Origin of the sequence: Nocardia colli, assembly GCF_008704205.1 — a bacterium.
Classification (GTDB): Bacteria; Actinomycetota; Actinomycetes; order Mycobacteriales; family Mycobacteriaceae; genus Nocardia; species Nocardia colli.
Map to the genome: position 1 here is coordinate 210,985 of NZ_VXLC01000016.1, position 20,636 is coordinate 231,620.

Sequence of the window (20,636 nt, forward strand, 5' to 3'; positions counted from 1 at the left end):
ATCGTGCCAGAACTTCCCGAGGTAGAGGTCGTGCGGCGCGGCGTCGCCGAACACGTGGTCGGCCGCGTCATCGAATCGGTCGCGATCAGCCATCCCCGCGCGGTGCGCAACCATCTGGAAGGCGCCGCGGATCTCGCCGCCCGGCTGACCGGCCTGAAGGTCGAGTCCGCCGAGCGGCGCGGCAAATTCCTGTGGCTCACCTTCGACGAGCCGGACACCGCGCTCGTCGTGCACCTCGGCATGAGCGGGCAGATGCTCGTGCAGGACGCCGACGCACCGGTGGAAAAGCACGCGCACATCCGCGCGAGCCTCAACGACGGCACCCAGCTGCGCTTCGTCGACCAGCGCACGTTCGGCGGCTGGGCGCTCGCGCCACTGGTCGAGGTGGACGGCACCCTGGTGCCCGAGCCGGTCGCGCACATCGCCCGCGACCCGCTGGATCCGCGTTTCGACGCCGAATCCGTGGTGGCCAGGATGCGGGCCAAGCAGGTCGACATCAAGCGCCTGCTGCTCGATCAGAGCGTCATCTCCGGCATCGGCAACATCTACGCCGACGAATCCCTGTGGCGGGCAAAGCTGCACAGCCTGCGCATCGCCTCCGGACTGTCCCGCCCGGCCCTGCGCACCCTGATCGCCGACGCGGGCGCGGTCATGGCCGAGGCGCTCGCGGCCGGCGGCACCTCGTTCGACGCGCTGTATGTGAACGTCAACGGCCAGTCCGGCTACTTCGAACGCTCGCTCGCCGTCTACGGCCGCGAAGACGAGCCGTGCCGTCGCTGCGGTGCGCCGATTCGGCGGGAAAAGTTCATGAATCGTTCCTCGTATTCTTGCCCGCGGTGCCAACCGAAGCCTCGCCTCCGTTAGCGAGGGCAAGCTACCTTTCTTGTAGGCGGTTCGGGAAGTGGGTCCGGCCGTGAAGGAAGGACACATGCGCAAGCTCACGTATTACGTAGCGTCGACCATCGACGGATACATCGCCACCGAAGAGGGATCGGTCGACTTCTTCCCGGTCGGCGGCGACCACGGGCCTGCGATCACCGCGCAATATCCCGAGACCCTGCCGACCAAGGTGCGGGAATCGATGGGGATCGACAAGCGCAATCGCTACTTCGACACCGTGCTGATGGGACGCAAGACGCACGACTTCGGCGTGCGCACCGGCACCTCCAGCCCGTACGCGCACCTGAAGCAGTACGTGGTCTCGACCACGCTGCCGGAGAACCCCGATCCCGACGTCGAGCTGATCGCGTCCGATCCGCTGGCGAAGGTGCGAGAACTCAAGCGCGACAACGGTCTCGGGATCTGGCTGTGCGGCGGCGGCGAACTGGCGCAGGAATTGCTGCCGGAGATCGATCAGATCTTCCTCAAGCTCTACCCGGTCCTGCTCGGCCGGGGTAAGTCGCTGTTCGGCTCCGGGCCGCGGCTGCCCGACGCGGCCAAGTTCCGGGTGATCACCAGCCGGGTGTTCGAGGACGGAGTGGCCTTCATGAAGTACAGCAGGATGCGATAACCGCTGTGGCGGACGACGATTCGATCGCCGCGGACCCGGCCGCCACGCCGGGCCCGGTGGAGGTGCTGCGCGAGATCGGCTTCTGGCTGGAACGCTCGCGCGCCGAAACGTATCGGGTCAAGGCGTACCGCCGCGCCGCCGATATCGTCGCCGAGCTGTCCGATGCGGAGCGCGACGCGCACCGCACCGCGCGCAGCTGGCGCGACATCGCCGGGATCGGGCCGAAGACGGCCGCGGTCATCGAACAGTCCTATTCCGGCACGGTGCCGCAGCAGCTGCTCGACCTGCGCAAGGCGGCCAAGCCGATCGGCGTGCCGGGCAAACCGCTGCGCGCGCGGCTGCGCGGCGACCTGCACACCCACTCGGACTGGTCCGACGGCGGCAGCCCGATCGCCGAGATGATGGGGGTCGCGGCCGCGCTCGGCCACGAGTACTGCGCGCTGACCGATCATTCGCCGCGGCTGACCGTCGCCAACGGGCTGTCCGCGACCCGGCTGCGCAAGCAACTCGACGTGATCGCCGAGCTCAACGACCGGCTGGCGCCGTTCCGCATCCTCACCGGCATCGAGGTGGACATCCTCGACGACGGCACCCTGGACCAGCAGGCCGACCTGCTCGCCGAGCTCGACATCGTGGTGGCCAGCGTGCACTCGCACCTGCGCGCGGACAGCGCGACGATGACCAAACGCATGGTCTACGCGGTGGCCGACCCCAACGTCGACGTACTCGGCCACTGCACCGGCCGGCTGGTCGAAGGCGGGCGCGGCACCCGCCCGGAGTCCACCTTCGACGCGGAACTGGTCTTCGAGGCGTGCCGGACCTACGGCACCGCCGTCGAGATCAACAGCAGGCCGGAACGCCGCGACCCGCCGTCGCGGCTCATCCAGCTGGCCGTCGAGATGGACTGCCACTTCGCCATCGACACCGACGCGCACGCCCCCGGCCAATTGGACTGGCAGGGTTACGGTTGCGAACGCGCCCTCGCCAACGGCGTTGCGGCCGAACGGGTGATCAACACCTGGCCGATGGTTGACCTGCTGGCCTGGACCCGATCGCCCGGCGCCTGATGGCCGCCGGGTTAACTGTTGCCGAATAGTCCTGCTGTTTCGGCGACTTCCGCCGCTCGCGGCTGAAAATGGTTGCCAGACAGAGTGTGTGGGGGTGGACTGACCGTTGGGCGACTTTCCGGTCGAGATCGTGCTGGCGCTCATCGGTATCGCGGTGCCGATCGGCGCGTTCCTGTACGAGTTCGTGTTCGTCGGGCGCAAGCGCCTCGGCTACCGCGTGCAGATGGACACGCCCGTCACGGGTGAGGTCGAGTCCGTGTTCCCCGGCGTGCTGCCGCAGCTGCGGCCCGCGCGCGACGGCGCGAGCCCGGATCTGAAGGATCTCTCGGTTGTCCTGGTGCGCATCGAGAACAGCGGCGCGACCACCATCGACACGAGCGACTATCGAGCGCCCGACCCGGCCCGTATCGGCCTGCATCTGCGGTTCCCGCAGCGCCTGGTGATCGGCATGGCGGTCACCGAACTCAGCGATCCCGGCCTGGCCGACAGCCTGGACGGCGACTCCGGCATCGCGGTGCGTGAGGACATGGCCGGGCACATCGGCGTCATCGATCTGCCCAAGGTGCCGCTGAATCGTGGTGAGCACTACAAGATCCTGGCCATCCTGCAACGCTCCGAGGGCGCGGGGGAGTACCCGGTTCCGGTGCTGACCGGCGGCATCAAGGGCGGGCGCATCCTCGAAACCCGAAGCCGGACCGGCGTTCCCCGAATGATGGTGGGGCTGACCGTCTTTCTGGTGCTGGTGATCGCGGTGCAGCTCATCGTCGCCGCACTAGAGCCCGATCCGACGCCACTGGAGTGCGCCGCGGGCAAGCTCACCGTGATCGGCTCGTCGGCGTTCGCGCCGGTCGTGCAGCAGGCCGCCGATCAATACGGGAAGCGTTGTACCGGGGCGGAATTCGCGTTCGGCTTCGAGGGCACCGAGCGCGGGCTGGACCGGCTGGCCGAAGCGGGCAAAGACAATTCGAGTCTGCTGGCGATCAGCGACGGACCGAAGGGCAGCGGGTATCCCGGGTTGGTGCAGCGACCGCTGGCATTGTCGCTGTTCAGCGTGATCGTCAACCAGGGCGTCGGGGTGCGCAACCTCGCCGACGCGCAGATCCGCGACCTGTATCTAGGCCGGATCGGCAACTGGCGCGACGTCGGGGGCCCCGATCTTCCGGTGGTGCTGGTGAATCGGATTCCCGGCTCGGGTACTCGGAATACGTTCGAGCGCAGGCTACTCGGCACGGGCCAGCCCGATCGGCCGCACGTGAGCTGCACCGCGATCAAGGGCACGACGATCTCCGCCGCGGCGCATTGTGACGTCCAGGTGACCAAGGACATGCAGAAGGCGGTCGGCGAAATCCCCGGCGCCATCGGCTATTCCGAGTCCTCCGAGGCGGTGGAGGCAGGTCTGCCGGCCGTCACGATCAACGGCGTCACCGCCGGCCGGGACGCGGCGATAGATCGCTCCTACCCGTTCTGGGGTGTCGAATACGCCTACAGCTACGGCGAACTGCCCGGTGACTCGCTGGCCGCCGCGTTCCTGCACTTCCTGGTCGACCAGACCGGCAAGGACGTGCTGCGCGCGCACGGCAACGCGCCGTGCGCCGAACTGCCCGATCCGGCCCGCTGCCTACCGGATTCCTGAGCCGCGTCACACTTCCGGTCGCCGTCTCGTCTTGGTGATGTAGGACAACACCGAGGAAAGGACGACAACGTGTCACGGATGAAGCTGGCCAAGGTTGCGCCGGAGCTGTATCAGGCGTGGTTCGCCGCCGAGGGCGCCATCCGCCGCGGCCCGCTGGACCCGGTGGTCCGGGAGTTGGTCAAGATTCGCGCCTCGCAGATCAACGGCTGCGTCTACTGCATCGATATGCACACCACCGACGCCCGGCTGGCCGGGGAAACCGAGAAGCGCATCTTCCAGCTCGACGCCTGGCGGGAGTCCGCGCTCTACACCGACGCCGAACGCGCCGCCCTCGCCTACGCCGAAGCGGTGACCAAGCTCGGCGACCACGGCGTCAGCGACGAGGTGTGGGCCGGCGTCGAGCAGCACTTCGACGAGGGCGCCGCGGCCGGTCTGGTGGCGGTCACCGCGATGATCAACCTGTGGAACCGCATCGGGGTTCCGTTGCGGATGCAGCCCGACATCGACTGATGCGCAAGCGCATTCGCGGACGGGCGACCAGACCCCGGTCGCCCTCAGTCCGTCGGCGGCAGGATCGGCCGGGTGAAGTAGTCCTCGACCGGCAGCGGCCCGGTGTAGCGGCGACACGGGCAGCGCACCCACTCCCAGGTGGCCGGCGCGATCGACCGGCGCTCCTCGGCGTGGCACTCGCCTGCCTGCGCGTCGTGGATGGCGAGGTCGTGTCCGCACCCGCATTTCGCCACGCTGCGCGGCGTTTTGCCGCCGATGGCCCCGCGGTGGCCGAATCGTCCGACTGCCCAGCCGGCGCCGAGGATTCCGGCGCCGACCGCCAGAGTGATGGGATCGAACATAGGTTAATTGTACGTATACGTATACGTATGCGCGGCTGATCGCCGAAGGGCCCCGATCTGTCGGTGGTATCGGCGAAGATGGCAGGTATGACGGAACTATCGCTGCGTGAGCTGAATCGAACCCTGCTGGTGCGTCAGATGTTGGCGCAGCGGGTCGCGATGACCCCGTTGGAATTGGTGCGCCATCTGGTGGCGGTGCAGGGGCAGGAACCCAATTGGCCCTACGTCGGGTTATGGACCCGGCTGACCGACTTCGCGCACGACGACCTGGCCGCGCTGCTGCGCGAGCGAAAACTGGTGCGTTCGGCCATGATCCGGCGCACCGTGCACCTCGCCGACGCGGACGACTTCCGCTGGCTGCGCCCCACGGTGCGCCCGGTCGTGCACGCCGCGTTGCAGGCGGCCTACTACCGCGACGAGATCGAGGGCATTGATCTGGACGAGCTCGCCGCCGCGGGCCGGGAGCTGCTGTCCGGCCGCATCCTGTCCCGCAGCGACCTCGGGCTGCGACTCGGCGAGCGCTTTCCGGACCGGCACACGCGCAGGCTCGCCGAGTCGGCGGAATTGCTGGTCCCGATGGTGCACAGCCCGGTCACCGGCGCCTGGGGCAAGTGGCGCAACCGCTCGGTGACCGTCGCCCTGGCCGACGAATGGATCGGCCGGCCGATGGCGACCGAGCCGCAGGCGGAAACCCTGATCCTGCGCTACCTGGCCGCGTTCGGCCCGGCCACGGTCGCCGACATGCAGGCCTGGGCCGGGGTCACCCGGCTCGCCGAGGTGGTCGACGAGATGCGTACCCGCCTGCGCGTTTTCACCGACGATCAGCATCGGGTGCTGTTCGACCTGCCGGACGCCCCGCTGGCCGACCCGAATCTGGCGGTGCCGGTGCGGTTTCTGCCCGCCTTCGACAACGCGCTGCTCGGCCACAAGGATCGGCGCCGGATCATCAGCGACGAGGATTACCAGCGGATCGCCAGGGAGGCGTCCGGGGGCGTGCCGATGTACCTGGTCGACGGCTTCGTGCACGGCCGGTGGTCCTTGGACGACAGCACGATTCGGGTTACCCCGTGGCATCCGTTGTCGGCGGCCGAGGCGGAGGAGCTGCGCGTCGAGGCCGAGCGCATGCTCACCTTCGTCGTCCCCGGTCAGGACGGAAAGGTCGTCATCGAAGGCTGAGCGAATATCCAGGCCCGTAGACAGATTCGATGGAAACTTGTAAAAGCCTCTCCCACCTGGCGATTACGGCTATTGATCAGCAACATATTTAACTGCATGGTTTGAGGGCACGTCGGTGAGGTACATCACTGGCGGCCCCCCTGATCGCGCGGCTAGCGACCAGGCCAACCAAGCCCTACGGACCGGCGGTGCAGCAACGCTTCACCTCCGCCGCGGTGGCCACCAGCTCGGCGCCCTGCGTGCGCTTCGAAGCGCTGGGTGTGCGCGAATTGCTCACGGTTGTGCCCAAGCAAATGGTTGTGTCCTGCACGGTGTGCCCTTTGGAAGGAGGGTCATGAGCGAGTTTCCCATGGCGGTTTCGCGCCAGGTTTCGACCTCGGACTTGCTGTCTATCGATCACAGCGGGTCCCGATTCCGCATCGCGATGGTTGTTCCGCCGTACTTCGATGTGCCACCCAAGGCATACGGAGGCGTCGAGGCCGTCGTCGCCGATCTGGTCGACTCGCTGGTGGCGAGAGGACACGAAGTGACCCTGCTCGGTGCGGGGGAGCCGGGCACCAAGGCCGCCAGGTTTATTCCGCTATGGGACGCCATCTGCCCTGAGCGGCTCGGCGAGCCGTTCCCGGAGGTGTTGCACGCGTTGCGGGCCCGCCGGGCGATCGAGAAGCTCGCTGCCGCAGGCAGTATCGACCTGGTGCACGAGCACACGTTCGCGGGCCCGCTGAACGCGCCGGCGTATAGGACCCTTGGCTTGCCGACCGTGGTCACCGTGCACGGGCCGGTCGAGGGCGAATGCCATGAGTACTACCGGGAAATGGGCGACGACATCTCGCTCGTGGCGATCAGCGACCGGCAGCAGGAGCTGGCTCCGGATTTGAATTGGGCTGGGCGAGTGCATAATGCTCTGCATCCCGAGGAGTGGCCGTTCCGTGCCGAGAAGGACGACTACGCGCTGTTCCTCGGCCGCTTCAACGAGTGCAAGGCGCCGCATCTGGCGCTGGAGGCCGCGCACGCCGCGGGCATGCCGCTCGTGCTCGCGGGCAAGTGCAGCGAGCCGCCCGAGATCAAATACTTCGAGGAGCAGGTACGCCCGTTGCTGACCGACCAGGACCACGTGTTCGGCCTCGCCGACGCCACGGACAAGCGAAAGCTGCTGGCGGGAGCGAAATGTCTGCTGTTCCCGATCCGCTGGGAGGAACCGTTCGGCATGGTGATGATCGAGTCCATGGTGTGCGGCACCCCGGTGGTCGCGTTGCGCGGCGGCGCGGTGGCCGAGGTGATCGTCGACGGGGTGACCGGTCGAGTCTGTGACGACCCGGCCGAACTCACCGCCGCCATCGCTGAGGTGCAGGCCATGGATCCGGCGGCATGTCGCGCGCACGTCGAGGCGAACTTCGGCGCCGACACGCTGGGCCGCGGATACGAACTGGTCTACCGCAAGCTGATGCGGGCGCAGAAGCGAAACGGATTGCGCCGGTACAAGGATCAGGCCATCCCGATGCCCGCCACGGCCAGCGGTCTCGCGTGACGGCGGATACCACCGCCGCGCTCAGCCCCGCTCCACTGAATTCCGGTGAGCCAACGGGATTCGGCGGGGCGGGCTCGGTGACGCTGGTGGAGGGCGGCACCTTCTGCCTGTCGAACCGGCTCGGCGATGTCGAGCCGGGCCGTCCGCACGGCCTGTTCTTCCGGGACGCGCGGGTCATCTCCCGGTGGGAGCTGCTGGTGGACGGCCATCTGCCGGAACCACTTTCGGTGCTCAGCCCGGAGGCGTTCGCGGCGCGGTTCGTGCTGCGCAGACCACCGACGGCCGGGCTGGCCGACAGCACGCTGTTGGTGGTGCGCGAGCGGATCGTCGCCGACGGCATGCACGAGGTGCTGACGCTGGAGAACATGGGCCGCGAGCCCACGGCGGTCACCCTCGAATTGCATGTCGACGCGGACTTCGTCGACCTGTTCGCGGTCAAGGAGGGGCGGGCCGGCAACGGCCGGTCCGAGGTGACGGTGGCCGAGGGCGAGCTGCTGTTCCATGATCGGGTCGATCGGATGCGCGGGCTCTCGGTGTCCGCGACGATCGAACCCACGGTATTGCCGGGCACGTTGATGTGGCGGGTGGTCGTGCCCGTCGGCGGGAGCTGGCAGACCGAGATCACCGCGCAGCCCACGCTCGGTAATCAGCGGTTCCAGGCGCCGCTGGCCCCCGGCGAGCACTATGGGGTCAGCGCTCCCGGCCGCAAGATCGCCGCCTGGCGGCACACCGCCACCGACATCGGGGCGTCGCTTCCGGAGCTGAGTCAGGTGCTGCGGCGCACCGAAAGCGACTTGGGCGCCTTGCAGATTCACGACGACTCCGGTGTGAACAGACCGTTCGTCGCGGCCGGCGCGCCCTGGTTCATGACGCTGTTCGGCCGCGACAGCCTGCTCACCGCGTGGATGGCGTTGCCGCTCGAGGTGGACCTGGCGCTCGGCACGTTGCAGCAATTGGCGGAACTGCAAGGGCAGACGGTGAATCCGCTGACCGAGGAGGAGCCGGGGCGGATCATGCACGAGATGCGTCGCGGCCCGGCGGGCGGGCTGGTGCTCGGCGGCAACATCTATTACGGAACCGTCGACGCCACACCGCTTTTCGTGATGCTGTTGGCCGAATGCCTGCGCTGGGGCGCGGATCCGGCGGCGATCAGCGAGCTGCTGCCCGCGGCCGACGCGGCGCTGGACTGGATCAGGGACTACGGCGATCGGGACGGCGACGGGTTCGTCGAATACTGCCGCGCCACCGATCGCGGCCTGGTCAACCAGGGGTGGAAAGACAGCTGGGACGGCGTCAACGACCTGGAGGGCCACGTCTCCGAGGCGCCGATCGCGCTGTGCGAGGTCCAGGGTTACGTGCATGCCGCGCTGCTGGCCCGCGCCGAACTCGCCGACGCCTTCGACGACCCGTCCCGCGCGGCCGAACTGCGCGATCAGGCGGCCGAACTGCGCGGCAAGTTCGCCGAACAGTTCTGGCTGCCCGAGCGCGGGTGGTATGCCATCGCACTCGACAAGGGGAAGCGTCGCGTCGACGCGCTGACCAGCAATGTGGCGCACTGTCTTTGGTCCGGCATCGCCAGTGACGTGCACGCCGCCGAACTGGTGCAACGACTTTCGGGACCGGAGATGGACAGCGGCTTCGGCCTGCGCACCCTGTCCTCGGACATGGGCGCCTACAACCCGATGAGCTACCACTGCGGCTCGGTGTGGCCGCACGACACCGCCATCGCGGTGGCCGGCCTGCTGCGCTACCGGCACGTGCCCGGCGCGGTCGACCTCGCGACCCGCCTCGCCACCGGATTGCTCGACGCCGCAGCGGCTTTCGACGGCAGACTACCCGAGCTGTACTGCGGGTTCCCGCGCTCGAGATTCCCGGCCCCGGTGCCCTATCCGACCTCTTGCTCACCGCAGGCCTGGGCGAGCGCGGCACCGCTGCTGCTGGTGCGGGCGTTCCTCGGCCTCGACCCCGACGTGCCCAACCGCACGATCACCGTGCGCCCGCTGGTGCCGCCGGAGTGGGGCCGAATCACCTTGTCCGCCTTGCGTCTCGGGCCGATCACCGTCGATCTCGAGGTAGAGGGCGCGCAGGTCACCGCCGCCCGCCTACCCGACGATTGGCAACTGGTCACCAGATGAATACCTTCATTTCGGTCATGCTGTTCACGCGGATAGACGACGCAGGCTGGAGGCGCACCATGCAGACATCGCTGGATATGCGGGACCTGTGGAGCTCACAGCACCGCGACTGCACCATCGAACCCCTCGACCTGGACATGGACCTCGCCCAGTTCGTCCGCAGCACCCACGCCGGCCACGGCCCCGACTGCTGCCAATACCTGGCCGCCTCGGCGTACTACTTCGACCACGCCGAAGTGGGCTGACGCCAACGTTGGCCGGTCGAGTCTGCGGTCAAGCGTGACGAAAGTCTGACGCTGCGGCGTGGTCAGCCCCGCGCGGAGCCTGGACCAGGCACGATCGGGGCATGACGTCAGCTCCAGCGAAAGTGATCGTGGTTGTCGCCCGGGCCGGGCGGCTGTCGAAAGGGCAGGGGTGAGTGGCGTGCGGGTGTTGCTGACCGGGGCTGCCGGGTTCATCGGGTCGCATATTCGGCGTGCGCTGGACGCTGCGGGACACGAGGTGATTTCGCTCGATCTGATGGTGTCCGCGGCGCACGGTCCGGCTGCATCGACTCCCGACGGCATCGAGCGGGTGGATGTTCGTGATGGAGCGGCGCTCGATGGGGTGCTGCGTGGCGTCGATGTGGTCTGTCATCAGGCCGCGGTGGTCGGTAACGGAGTGAGTGCGCAGGATGCGCCTGCCTATGCGAGTCATAACGACTTCGGGACCGCGGTCTTGCTGGCGGCGATGGATCGGGCCGGGTGTCGTCGGCTGGTGCTCGCGTCCTCGATGGTCGTGTACGGCGAGGGCCGGTATCGCGGCGAGCGTTGCGGCGCAGTCGAAGTCGGTGTTCGCCGGATCGAGGACCTGGATGCCGGGATGTTCGAGTACCGCTGTCCGGACAGCGGCGAGATACTCACCTGGGACTCCGTGCACGAGGATGCGCCGTTGCGCCCGCGCAGCTTGTACGCGGCGAGCAAACTCGCGCAGGAGAATTACGCTTCGGCCTGGGCCGCGGTGACGGGGTCGTCGGTGACCGCTCTGCGCTATCACAACGTCTACGGCGACGATATGCCCAGGGACACACCCTATTCCGGGGTCGCGGCGATCTTCCGGTCCGCGCTGGAGGCAGGGCAGCCGCCGCAGGTGTATGAGGATGGCGGGCAGACAAGGGATTTCGTGCACGTCACCGATATCGCCGCGGCGAACCTCGCCGCGGTCGAGCAGCCGCTGCCCGGTTTCGTCCCGCTCAATGTCTCCTCCGGACGTCCCATCACGATCCGGGAGGTCGCGGTCACGCTGGCCGCGGCGCGCGGCGGGCCGGACCCGGTGGTGACCGGACGCTATCGGCCCGGCGACGTGCGACATGTGGTCGCGGATCCGGACAAGGCAAGGCGCGCTCTGGGTTTCGCCGCGCGAGTGGATCCGGTCACCGGTCTCACCGAGTTCGCGTTCGCGCCGCTGCGCAGCAGCGCGGGGGTGTGCGCGCCGACCTTGTGATCAGTTGCCGGACAGGGGCAGGCGAACCTCGAAACGGCTACCCGTAGGCCGATTCTCGGCGGTGATATCGCCGCGGTGCGCCTCGACCAAGCCGGCGGCGATCGCCAATCCCATTCCGCTGCCGGTGGGTACGCCGTCCGCGGCGACCGGCGAACGGGCCGCGGTGCCGCGGTAGGCGACCTCGAAGATGCGCGGCAGATCCGCCTCGGCGATGCCGGGCCCGGTGTCGTCGACCCTGGCCCACGCCTGACCGTCGGCGGCGCCCGCCGAGATGGCGACCTCGCCGCCGGGCGGGGTGTGCGCGATGGCGTTGGACACCAGGTTGGTCAGCACCCGGCCGAGCGCCTGATCGTTGGCCGCCACGACGATTCGGGAATCCGGCTGCTCCGCCCGCAGTTCGACCTGCGCGCGTTCGGCGGTCGGGCGGTTCGCGGCGAGCACCTCATCGATCAGCTCGCGCAGATCGACCGGTTCCAGCTCGAGTCGCAGCGCCCCCGCGTTGATCTTCGACATCTCGAACAGGTCGTCGACCATCCGGGAGAGCCGGTTGGTCTCGATACCGATCTGCTCGGCATAGGAGGCCACGTCGGCCTGCCCGCTGACCACACCGTCCGACAGCGCCTCGGCCATCGCCCGAATCCCCGCCAACGGGGTACGCAGATCGTGGCTCACCCAGGCGACCAGCTCACGCCGTGACTTTTCCGACGCCCGTTCCTGCTCACGGATCTGTTTCTCCCAGACCATCTTTCGCGCCTGCTCGCGGCCGAGCAGGACCGCGGCGGGCACAGTGACCGCCGCGACGATACCGAGCACCACCGCGGTGCGCTGGAGCTGCTCGGTGAACATCAGGCCACTGACGCCGATGACGCCCGCGAGGGTGGACAGCGTCGGAATCAGCACCAGCACAGCCATACTCGTGGTCACCGAGCGATTACTGGTGGCGCGCAGGATCACCGCGCCGATCAGCACCACCGGCAGCGAGCAGGCCAGCGAGTACAGGATCAGCTGGGTGGTGTCCTCAGGCATCGACGGCTCCGTTTCCCGGTTCGGTTCGCGCCCAGGCGTATCCGCGACCCCACACCGTTTCGATGCGGTGGCGGGCGCCGAGTTTCGCGCGTAATCGCTTGATGTGCACGGTGACCGTGGACAGGTCGCCGAAGTCCCAGCCCCACACCTGGGCGAGCAACTGCTCGCGGCTGAACACCTGCTGCGGATGCTGGAGCAGGAAGACCAGCAGATCGAACTCGCGGGGCGTGAGGTCCACCGGAGCGCCGTCCACCAGCGCGAGCCGGAAAGCGGGCCGCACCTCGATCGCGCCGTCGCGCAACGCCGGTGGCGCGTCGTCGCGCACCACCTGCGCGCGCCGCAGCACCGACGCGACCCGCAGCGCGAGCTCGCGGGGGCTGAACGGCTTGGTGACGTAGTCGTCGGCGCCCGCCTCCAGCCCGAGTACTCGGTCGTCCTCGTCGCCGAGCGCGGTGAGCAGGATGACCGGCGTCTGCGGGCGCGGCCCCGAGCGGATCGCGCGGCAGATCTCGATGCCGTCCGGCGCGGGCATCATCACGTCGAGCACGGCCAGGTCGATCTGCTCGTCCGTGTCCGCCAATGCGGCCAAAGTGGCTGGGCCGTCGGCGGTTTCGCGGACGGTCAGCCCGTCGCGTTCGAGGTAGCGCCGCACCACGTCCCGGACGACGGGATCGTCGTCGGCGATCAGGATGGTCATCGTTTCACCAATTCGTCAGGATCGAGTGGGCCAGCACCAGGGTGCCGAGGCCCTGCACCGCGAGCCAGCCGCGGGCGGTGGACCGGGGTAGGAACGCGGTGGCGGCGAGCAGCCACATATCGAACGGTAACCAGATGCGTTCGGTTTCCGCCTTACTCAGCCCGCTGATGTCCGCGGCCAGGATCGCGCACAGGGCCGCGGCCACGAGCAGCGCCGCCGGATCGAGGGTGCGCAGCACCCGCGGGGACACCGCGCGATGCAGCGCAGCGGCGGTCGCGAGGCCGACCGCACAGACCGTCGCGGCGAGATTGCCCCACCACCAATACGCGTACGACCGATTCTTGGCGACGCCTTGGTAATAGCGTTCTACCACCAGGTGATAGCCGTCGAGCCACCAGAATCCGGACAGTGTGAAGGCAGCGACGACCACCAAAGCGCCGGCCAGCGCGGGCAGCAGCGGCCGGACGGTCCGGCCCGCGATCAGGACGGCCACCGCGGGTATCGCCATCAACGTCAATCCATAACTGAGGTAGATGCCGAAGGCGAACAGCATCCCCGCCGCGACCGCCGCGACCTGACTGCCCGCGGGCCGAGCGGCGAGCGCGAGCAATGCGACCGCCCACGCGGTGACGCCGGCGAACATCGCGTCGGCGGAGACGGCGATCCAGACCGCGGCGGGCGCCAGGGTCAGAAACGGTAGGGCGGCTCGCGCCCGATCCTCGGCGCCGAGCGCGCGCAGCGCGACCGCCACCGCGACCACCGCGCTGGTGCCGATCAGCATGCAGGCCAAGGCCGCCCAGGTACTGCCACCGAGACCGATACGATCCAGCAGCACGAAGAACAGCAGTGCGCCCGGCGGATGTCCGGATACGTGGGTGGTCCACGAGTCCGGCTGGAAATCGAGGATGCGATCGGAGAATCCGCGCAGCATCGCGCCGATGTCGGTGACGCCGCCGACCTCGTGCAGGTATTCGTTCGGATCTTTGAACCGGTCGGTGAAGCCGCGATGCCAGCCGTCGACCATGGCCAGCGCGAACGTCCAGCCGACCGCGGTGACCCACGCCAGCGCCAGCAGCCGCCGCCAGGTCAACCGTTGGGCCAGCGCCGGACCTTGCACGGCAATGAAGGCCGCGATGACGATGGCAGGACCGGTGCCCCAGCCGATGTGCGGAACCCAGGAACCGAAGATCGGCGCGGCGGCCGCATAGAGTTTGCTGGTCCATTGCGCACTGGCGATTCTCGGGATGATGAACGCTGTCGCGACCAGTGTGGCGGCGAGGCCGGCACTGATCAGGTCACCGCGGACACGGACACGCGGCTGGGCTGCGACCTCGGAGACGTCATGCACGGCTATCACGATAGGTGGACCATCGGGCGGTTACCGCTGTTCCGACCGCTTTTTCTGACGACGTCACTGTTTCGTCACAGGTTTTTCGGCCGTGCGGGGACTCCGACGGCTTAGCGTCATTCTCGTGACTCGAACCCAGGGTGATCCGGACGGAGTGACCGTGGTGATTCCGTGCCGAGACGAAGCTGATGCGTTGCCCGATGTGCTTGCCGCCATCCCCGCGGGGTACCACGCGCTGGTCGTGGACAACGGATCGACCGACCAGACGGCGGCCGTCGCCCGCGCTCGTGGCGCCACGGTGGTGCACGAGGGCAGACCGGGCTACGGCGCCGCGGTCCAAACGGGCATCGCGGCGGCGCGCACCGACCTGGTCGCGGTGCTCGACGGGGACGGATCGATGGATCCCGGCGAGCTGCCCCGCCTGGTCGAATTGGTCCGTGGCGGAGCCGATCTCGCGGTCGGACGCCGACGCCCGACGCGCGCCGGGGTCTGGCCTTGGCACGCGCGGCTCGGCAATCTGCTGATCGCTCGTCGGCTGCGGCGCAAATACGGTCTGCCCGTGCACGATATCGGCGCGATGCGAGTGGCGCGGCGCGGGCGGATGCTGTCGCTCGGGCCGCTGCACCTGCGTTCCGGGTATCCGCTCGAGCTGCTCGTCGGTGCCGCGGGCGCCGGTTGGCAGGTGGTCGAGCGGGACATCGCCTATCGGCCACGAGCCGGGGGAGTGTCGAAGGTTTCGGGGTCCTGGATCGGGACGGCGCGGGCCACCAAGGATTTCCTGGCGGTGCTGCGATGAGTCCCTGTGCCGCAACGCTGTTGGTGATCGCCAAGGCGCCGATCGCCGGGTTCGCCAAGACTCGATTGACCCCGCCGTTGACGCCGCGGGAAGCCGCGCGGGTGGCCGCCGCGGCACTGCTCGACACCCTCGATTCGGTGCTGCGTAGCGACGTCGCCCATCGGGTGGTCGCGTTCACCGGAGACCTGGCAGCCGCCGAGTGCAGTCGTGAATTGTCTACCGCGCTGGCTCAATTCGAGGTGATCCCGCAGCGTGGCGACGGCTTCGGTGCGCGGCTCGCCAACGCCCATGCCGACGCCGCAAGGTTCGGTGCACCGGTTCTCCAGATCGGCATGGACACACCGCAGATCGGGTCGGAGGTGCTGACGGCGGCCGCGGTCGAACTCGTCGAGGGGGAGACCGCACTGCTCGGTCCGGCGGACGACGGCGGCTGGTGGGCGCTCGGTCTACCGAGTGCACAGCCTGCCCGGGTACTCGCCGACGTTCCGATGTCTACCGATCGGACCGGGGCGCTCACTCGGAAGGCAGTGCAGGACTGCGGATATCGGGTCGATCTTCTGCCGCAGTTCAGCGACGTCGACACCTTTGCCGATGCGTTGCGAGTAGCCGCGGAGTCCAGCGGCCGCTTCGCCCGCACCTTCGACGAGCTACGCGACCGCGGGTTGGTGCTGCGATGAATTGCCTGGATCCCATGGGTTTCGCGGGTCGTGTTCAGCGTGGGGCAGTCCAGTCGTCGCGGCGGAACAGCGGCCGCCCGCCGCGCGCATGGTCTGGTGTGATCAGGACAGTTTGCGACGCCGTTACGCGACCAGGGATTGGTGCTGCGACCGAGTGGGCCGCCTCAGCTGGGTTTGTGCGTCGGGTGCGCATTGTCGGCGGCCTTGCCTGCGTGGATGCGGTAAATAACCGACGCGAGCACGGGCTGGTGTGGCGATGATCGGCGCGGATTTCGACATCTTCGATCGTGCGCTGGCCGGTGAAAGATGTTGGATGCGTGCGGCGGACGGCACCCGGCACCGGTTGCCGACCCGGCGATGGCTCGGGCTCGCCGGCGGTGACAGTGGGGCCGATCGGGCGCTCACTCGCTGCTGCGACGGGCCGACTTTAGATCTGGGTTGCGGACCCGGACGACTGGTCGCGGCCCTGCTGCAACGCGGGGTGCTTGCGCTCGGCGTAGATATCTCGCCAACGGCGGTGGCTATCACCAGGTTTCGTGGTGCGCCCGCGTTGCGGCGGGATCTGTTCGGGCCGTTGCCGGGCGCGGGTCGGTGGTCGTACGCACTGCTGGCCGACGGCAACATCGGGATCGGCGGCGACCCGAGGCGGATCCTCGCGCGCACCGCGGAACTGCTCGCGCCGAATGGCCTGGCGATCGTCGAATTCGGGCGTCCCGGTAGCGGTTCGGTGACCCGGCAGATGCGGCTGGAGTCCCGGTCACGAGTCGGGTCCTGGTTTCCGTGGGCCTCGGTGGGGATCGATCACGCGGAATATCTCGCGCACGCCAGCGGGTTCCGGGTGCTGAACACCGCCGAGGTCGGCGGCAGGCACATCGCCTGGCTGCGCCGCCATCGCGCTGCGGCGGTGATCGCATGACCGGCCGTGTTGCGTTCGGTCGCCCGGCTACCTTCGGTGGTGTCCGATGAGCTTGCACGAAACCATCGAGCGCAGCAGGACTTCCGCGGCACGGTGGTTCCACGTATCCGACGCCCGTGGCCCCGAGGTGGCCAGCCGGGTGGGCATCGCGCTCGGCTCGGCCATCCTGATCTGCTTCGTCACCGGCCTGCTGAGCCACTGGATCCAACACCCGCCGACCTGGTTCTGGTGGCCCGCCCACCCGGTATGGCTGTACCGCCTCACCCAAGGCCTGCACGTCATCTCGGGCGTATCCGCGATACCACTACTGCTGGTGAAGCTGTGGGCGGTCTACCCGAAACTGTTCCAGCGCCCCGTGATCGGCTCACCACTGCGCATGCTGGAGCGCGGATCGATCGCCCTCCTGGTCGGCGCGATCATCTTCGAACTGTCCACCGGCCTCCTGAACATCGCCCAGTACTACCCCTGGAAGTTCTTCTTCCCCGCCGCCCACTACGCAATGGCCTTCGTCGCAATAGGCGCACTGGCAGTCCACCTGGCAGTAAAACTCCCGATAATCCGAGACGCGTTAACCCGCCCACTCGACTCGGACCGGGCCGACGCCACCGCCACCATCAACGGCAACACCACTGCCACCACCGCCGCAGGCACCGCAAGGACCACCGTCGCCGCCACGGCCGCCCCCGACGGCGACGAGACCGCCACTGCCACAACCAACCACGACGTCAACGCCAACGCTATCGCCCACACGGCCGCGGTCGGCAGTATGGCCGCCGCCGCTGGCGACGCGGGTGCCGCGGATGCCCCTGGTGATGTGGGTGCCGCTGACGGCACGGCCGCTGCAGGCAATACGGCCGCCCCTGGCGACACGGCCGCCGCAGGCGATACGGGCGCCCCTGGCGATACGGATGCCGCTGGCGGCACAGGCGCTGCTGGCGGCACGGGTGCCGCTGGCGACATGGGCGCTGCTGGCGACGCGGCCGCTGCAGGCAATACGGCCGCTCCTGGCGATACGGATGCCGCTGCCGGCACAGGCGCTGCTGGCGACACGGGTGCCGCTGGCGACATGGGCGCTGCTGGCGGCGCGGGCGCTGCTGGCGATGCGGGCGCTGCTGGCGACGCGGCCGCTGCAGGCAATACGGCCGCCCCTGGCGATACGGATGCCGCTGGCGGCACAGGCGCTGCTGGCGATACTGGTGCCGCTGGCGACACGGCCGCCTCTGGCGGCATGGGTGCTGCTGGCGATGCGGGTGCTGCTGGCGATGCGGGTGCTGCTGGCGGCGCGGGTGCTGCTGATGGCACGGCCGCTGCTGACGGTACGGCCGCCTCTGGCGATACGGGTGCCGCTGGCGATACTGGTGCCGCTGGCGACACGGCCGCCTCTGGCGATACTGGTGCTGCTGGCGGCACGGCCGCGGCTGACGGCACGGGCGCTGCAGGCAATACGGCCGCCCGTGGTGACATGGCCGCCTTAGGCGATACGGGCGCGGCTGGCGACACGAGTGCGGCTGGCGACATGGGCGAGGCTGACGGCACGGCCGCTGCTGGCAATAAGGCCGCCCCTGGCGACATGGCTGCCTTAGGCGATACGGGTGCCTCTGGCGGCATGGCCGCGGTTGGCGACACAGCCGTCGCCTACGACGCGGCCGCAGCCACCGATGTGGTCGGTGCTCGTGTTTCGCGCGGTGCGCATCGCTACGTCGGTAATCGTGTCGATGGCGCTGGGCGGAGGCATGTTTCGCGGCGGACGGTGCTGACCGCGGCGTGGGTTTCGGCGGGTGTGACGGGGTTGGCGGTTGCTGGTCAGACTGTTCCGTTTCTGCGTTGGGCGGCGGTGCTTGCGCCGCGTAGTGGGGAAGGGCCGCAAGGGGTTCCGGTCAATCGGTCGGCCAAGGCGGCGGGTGTGGTCGAGTTGGCGCGGGCTGCGGATTATCGGCTGACCGTGGCGGTCGGGGATCGGCGGCGCAGCTTCAGCCGGGACGAACTGCTGGCTATGCCGCAGGTGCATGCTCGGCTGCCGATCGCTTGTGTCGAAGGGTGGAGTGCGTCTGCCGACTGGTCCGGCGTTCGGTTGCGGGATCTGCTTGCCGCCGTCGGGTCCTATCCCGGTGGCGACGTGCGCTTCCGTTCCTTGGAGACCAGTGGCATCTATGCCGGTTCGGTTCTGCCGCAACGGCATGTCGTGGACCCGGACACGCTGGTGGCGCTCGCCTTGAACGGTGAAACGCTCGACGTCGACCACGGCTACCCGTGCCGGCTGATCGCGCCGAGCCGTCCCGGAGTACTGCAAACGAAATGGCTTTCGACGATCGAGGCACACGCATGAACGCGATCAGAATCCTGCTACTACTGGCCGGGCTGTGGCTCGGCTGGTACGGCATCTCCTTGCTGCTCGACTTCCCGCGCGCCGACCTGTGGTCGGTCGCACTGTGGTTCGCCGCCGGAATCCTGTTGCACGACGGGGTATTCGCCCCGCTCTGTGCCGCCGTCGGCGTGACCGCTCGCCGCATTCTGCCCGGAACCTGGTGGGGACCGATGGCCTGCGGGGCGGTATGCACGGTGGTGCTGGTCGCGATCGCCGCCCCCGTCATCGATCGCGGACACGCCATGCCGGACAACCCGACGGTCCTCGACCGGAACTACCCACTCGGTCTCGCCGTGGCGCTCATCCTGATCTGGGCACTGGTAATCGCCGCCGCGGCAGTAAGACTCGCCGACCATCACCGATCCCGCGCCGAAACCCCGAGGAGCACACCATGACCACCTACGACGACCTGCGCGCAGTGTTCATCAACTGCACGCTCAAACGTTCGCCGGAAGTCAGCAACACCCAGGGCCTCATCGATATCAGCGCCCGCATCATGGAAAAGAACGGCGTGCAGGTCTCCCACATTCGCGCGGTCGACCACGACATCGCCTTCGGCGTGTGGCCGGACATGACCGAACACGGCTGGCCCACCGACGAATGGCCCGCACTGCAACGCCAGGTGATGGCCGCCGACATCCTGGTGATCGCCGGCCCGATCTGGCTGGGCGACAACAGTTCCGTCACCAAACAGGTCATCGAACGGCTCTACGCGAACTCCTCGATCCTCAACGACCGCGGCCAATACGCCTACTACGGCCGGGTCGGCGGCTGCCTGATCACCGGCAACGAGGACGGCGTCAAACACTGCGCCATGAACGTCCTCTACAGCCTCCAGCACCTCGGCTACACCATCCCGCCGCAGGCCGACGCGGGCTGGATCGGCGAGGTCGGCCCCGGCCCCTCCTACCTCGACCCCGACTCCGGCGGCCCCGCCAACGACTTCACCAACCGCAACACCACCTTCATGACCTGGAACCTCCTGCACTTCGCCCGAATGCTCAAGGACGCCAACGGCATCCCCGCCCACGGCAACCAACGCTCCGAATGGGACGCCGGCTGCCGCTTCGACTTCGAAAACCCCGAATACCGCTGACCCCCTTACCGAACGGGACATGGCGGCGGAGAAGTGCGAGTGGTCGCACGGTCATGTCCCGTTCGGGCGGTGTTCATCCTGCCGGTCTTGATGCTGGTGCAATTCGTCCGGTCGATCGACCTGAGTGACGTGGAATCGGCTGGGCCGCGGCGGTGGGAGCCGGTCGTGCCGCAGAGCAGGCGTACGGCGGGGAGCCGGGAACGTCGTGCTGCCCGCGTCGATGCCGAACGCGCCGCGCTGCGGTCGAAGAACGCGGCGGACGAGGACTGAATACGCGCCGGGCGTCCGGTCCGGTGAGCGGACCCGGTGGCGGCCGACCTTGGTGTAGCCCTC

Annotated in this window: 21 protein-coding genes and 1 pseudogene; 18 read left to right on the forward strand and 4 right to left on the reverse strand. The window is 68.5% G+C overall.

Features of this window, described 5'->3' with window-relative positions:
* The first annotated feature begins 3 nt into the window (after positions 1 to 3).
* The 5 genes from mutM (at position 4) to F3087_RS30405 (ending at position 4,720) form a co-directional block, all read left to right on the forward strand.
* Entirely contained in the window at positions 4 to 864 is an 861-nt protein-coding gene (mutM, locus tag F3087_RS30385; RefSeq protein ID WP_150405512.1) for a bifunctional DNA-formamidopyrimidine glycosylase/DNA-(apurinic or apyrimidinic site) lyase, read from the forward strand.
* A 64-nt stretch (positions 865 to 928) separates the two neighbouring features.
* Complete coding sequence (locus tag F3087_RS30390) at positions 929 to 1,510, forward strand: dihydrofolate reductase family protein (RefSeq protein ID WP_150405513.1); 582 nt, start codon at positions 929 to 931, stop codon at positions 1,508 to 1,510.
* Between the two features lie 5 nt (positions 1,511 to 1,515).
* Positions 1,516 to 2,577 carry a PHP domain-containing protein gene (locus F3087_RS30395; RefSeq protein WP_150405514.1) on the forward strand — a complete coding sequence of 354 codons (1,062 nt, stop codon included), beginning with the start codon at positions 1,516 to 1,518 and terminating at the stop codon, positions 2,575 to 2,577.
* 106 nt (positions 2,578 to 2,683) lie between these two features.
* Positions 2,684 to 4,210 (forward strand): PstS family phosphate ABC transporter substrate-binding protein, encoded by a 1,527-nt coding sequence (locus F3087_RS30400; RefSeq protein WP_150405515.1) that lies wholly within the window; start codon positions 2,684 to 2,686, stop codon positions 4,208 to 4,210.
* A 78-nt stretch (positions 4,211 to 4,288) separates the two neighbouring features.
* Positions 4,289 to 4,720, forward strand: a complete 432-nt coding sequence (locus tag F3087_RS30405; protein ID WP_150405661.1) for a carboxymuconolactone decarboxylase family protein — start codon at positions 4,289 to 4,291, stop codon at positions 4,718 to 4,720.
* A gap of 44 nt (positions 4,721 to 4,764) precedes the next feature.
* Here the strand turns inward: F3087_RS30405 and F3087_RS30410 are convergent, their stop codons facing one another.
* Positions 4,765 to 5,061, reverse strand: a complete 297-nt coding sequence (locus F3087_RS30410; RefSeq protein ID WP_150405516.1) for a hypothetical protein — start codon at positions 5,059 to 5,061, stop codon at positions 4,765 to 4,767.
* A gap of 87 nt (positions 5,062 to 5,148) precedes the next feature.
* On the opposite strand from F3087_RS30410, the gene F3087_RS30415 reads away from it, so the two are divergent.
* The 5 genes from F3087_RS30415 (at position 5,149) to F3087_RS30435 (ending at position 11,382) form a co-directional block, all read left to right on the forward strand.
* Entirely contained in the window at positions 5,149 to 6,237 is a 1,089-nt protein-coding gene (locus F3087_RS30415; RefSeq protein ID WP_150405517.1) for a winged helix DNA-binding domain-containing protein, read from the forward strand.
* Between the two features lie 424 nt (positions 6,238 to 6,661).
* Positions 6,662 to 7,765, forward strand: coding sequence for a glycosyltransferase family 4 protein (locus tag F3087_RS30420; RefSeq protein WP_150405662.1), 1,104 nt, complete (start codon positions 6,662 to 6,664; stop codon positions 7,763 to 7,765).
* The gene (locus tag F3087_RS30425) at positions 7,762 to 9,900 is read left to right on the forward strand and encodes an amylo-alpha-1,6-glucosidase (protein ID WP_150405518.1); all 2,139 of its coding nucleotides are present in this window, start codon (positions 7,762 to 7,764) and stop codon (positions 9,898 to 9,900) included. The genes F3087_RS30420 and F3087_RS30425 overlap by 4 nt, the downstream gene beginning before the upstream one ends.
* 59 nt (positions 9,901 to 9,959) lie before the next feature.
* On the forward strand, positions 9,960 to 10,145 hold the full coding sequence (locus F3087_RS30430; RefSeq protein ID WP_150405519.1) for a hypothetical protein: 186 nt from the start codon (positions 9,960 to 9,962) through the stop codon (positions 10,143 to 10,145).
* Positions 10,146 to 10,314: 169 nt separating this feature from the next.
* The gene (locus F3087_RS30435; protein WP_150405520.1) at positions 10,315 to 11,382 is read left to right on the forward strand and encodes an NAD-dependent epimerase/dehydratase family protein; all 1,068 of its coding nucleotides are present in this window, start codon (positions 10,315 to 10,317) and stop codon (positions 11,380 to 11,382) included.
* Here the strand turns inward: F3087_RS30435 and F3087_RS30440 are convergent, their stop codons facing one another.
* The 3 genes from F3087_RS30440 to F3087_RS30450 are packed head-to-tail and all read right to left on the reverse strand — an operon-like array spanning position 11,383 to position 14,453.
* Positions 11,383 to 12,408, reverse strand: coding sequence for a sensor histidine kinase (locus F3087_RS30440; RefSeq protein ID WP_150405521.1), 1,026 nt, complete (start codon positions 12,406 to 12,408; stop codon positions 11,383 to 11,385).
* Positions 12,401 to 13,105 (reverse strand): response regulator transcription factor, encoded by a 705-nt coding sequence (locus tag F3087_RS30445; RefSeq protein ID WP_150405522.1) that lies wholly within the window; start codon positions 13,103 to 13,105, stop codon positions 12,401 to 12,403. The genes F3087_RS30440 and F3087_RS30445 overlap by 8 nt, the downstream gene beginning before the upstream one ends.
* Positions 13,106 to 13,109: 4 nt before the next feature.
* The gene (locus tag F3087_RS30450) at positions 13,110 to 14,453 is read right to left on the reverse strand and encodes a hypothetical protein (protein ID WP_150405523.1); all 1,344 of its coding nucleotides are present in this window, start codon (positions 14,451 to 14,453) and stop codon (positions 13,110 to 13,112) included.
* A gap of 124 nt (positions 14,454 to 14,577) precedes the next feature.
* On the opposite strand from F3087_RS30450, the gene F3087_RS30455 reads away from it, so the two are divergent.
* From F3087_RS30455 to F3087_RS30490, 8 genes and pseudogenes are all read left to right on the forward strand, one after another.
* Complete coding sequence (locus F3087_RS30455) at positions 14,578 to 15,249, forward strand: glycosyltransferase family 2 protein (protein ID WP_223885457.1); 672 nt, start codon at positions 14,578 to 14,580, stop codon at positions 15,247 to 15,249.
* The gene (locus F3087_RS30460) at positions 15,246 to 15,926 is read left to right on the forward strand and encodes a TIGR04282 family arsenosugar biosynthesis glycosyltransferase (RefSeq protein WP_150405524.1); all 681 of its coding nucleotides are present in this window, start codon (positions 15,246 to 15,248) and stop codon (positions 15,924 to 15,926) included. The genes F3087_RS30455 and F3087_RS30460 overlap by 4 nt, the downstream gene beginning before the upstream one ends.
* Positions 15,927 to 16,182: 256 nt before the next feature.
* Positions 16,183 to 16,842 carry a methyltransferase domain-containing protein gene (locus F3087_RS30465; protein WP_150405525.1) on the forward strand — a complete coding sequence of 220 codons (660 nt, stop codon included), beginning with the start codon at positions 16,183 to 16,185 and terminating at the stop codon, positions 16,840 to 16,842.
* A gap of 46 nt (positions 16,843 to 16,888) precedes the next feature.
* A pseudogene (locus F3087_RS30470) lies at positions 16,889 to 17,428 on the forward strand (molybdopterin-dependent oxidoreductase); the annotation flags it as partial.
* Positions 17,429 to 18,448: 1,020 nt separating this feature from the next.
* Positions 18,449 to 19,168, forward strand: coding sequence for a molybdopterin-dependent oxidoreductase (locus tag F3087_RS30475; RefSeq protein WP_317983943.1), 720 nt, complete (start codon positions 18,449 to 18,451; stop codon positions 19,166 to 19,168).
* Complete coding sequence (locus F3087_RS30480; protein WP_223885458.1) at positions 19,165 to 19,602, forward strand: hypothetical protein; 438 nt, start codon at positions 19,165 to 19,167, stop codon at positions 19,600 to 19,602. The genes F3087_RS30475 and F3087_RS30480 overlap by 4 nt, the downstream gene beginning before the upstream one ends.
* Complete coding sequence (locus F3087_RS30485) at positions 19,599 to 20,303, forward strand: flavodoxin family protein (protein ID WP_150405527.1); 705 nt, start codon at positions 19,599 to 19,601, stop codon at positions 20,301 to 20,303. The genes F3087_RS30480 and F3087_RS30485 overlap by 4 nt, the downstream gene beginning before the upstream one ends.
* A gap of 69 nt (positions 20,304 to 20,372) precedes the next feature.
* Positions 20,373 to 20,573 carry a hypothetical protein gene (locus F3087_RS30490; protein ID WP_150405528.1) on the forward strand — a complete coding sequence of 67 codons (201 nt, stop codon included), beginning with the start codon at positions 20,373 to 20,375 and terminating at the stop codon, positions 20,571 to 20,573.
* The last annotated feature ends 63 nt before the right edge of the window (positions 20,574 to 20,636 follow it).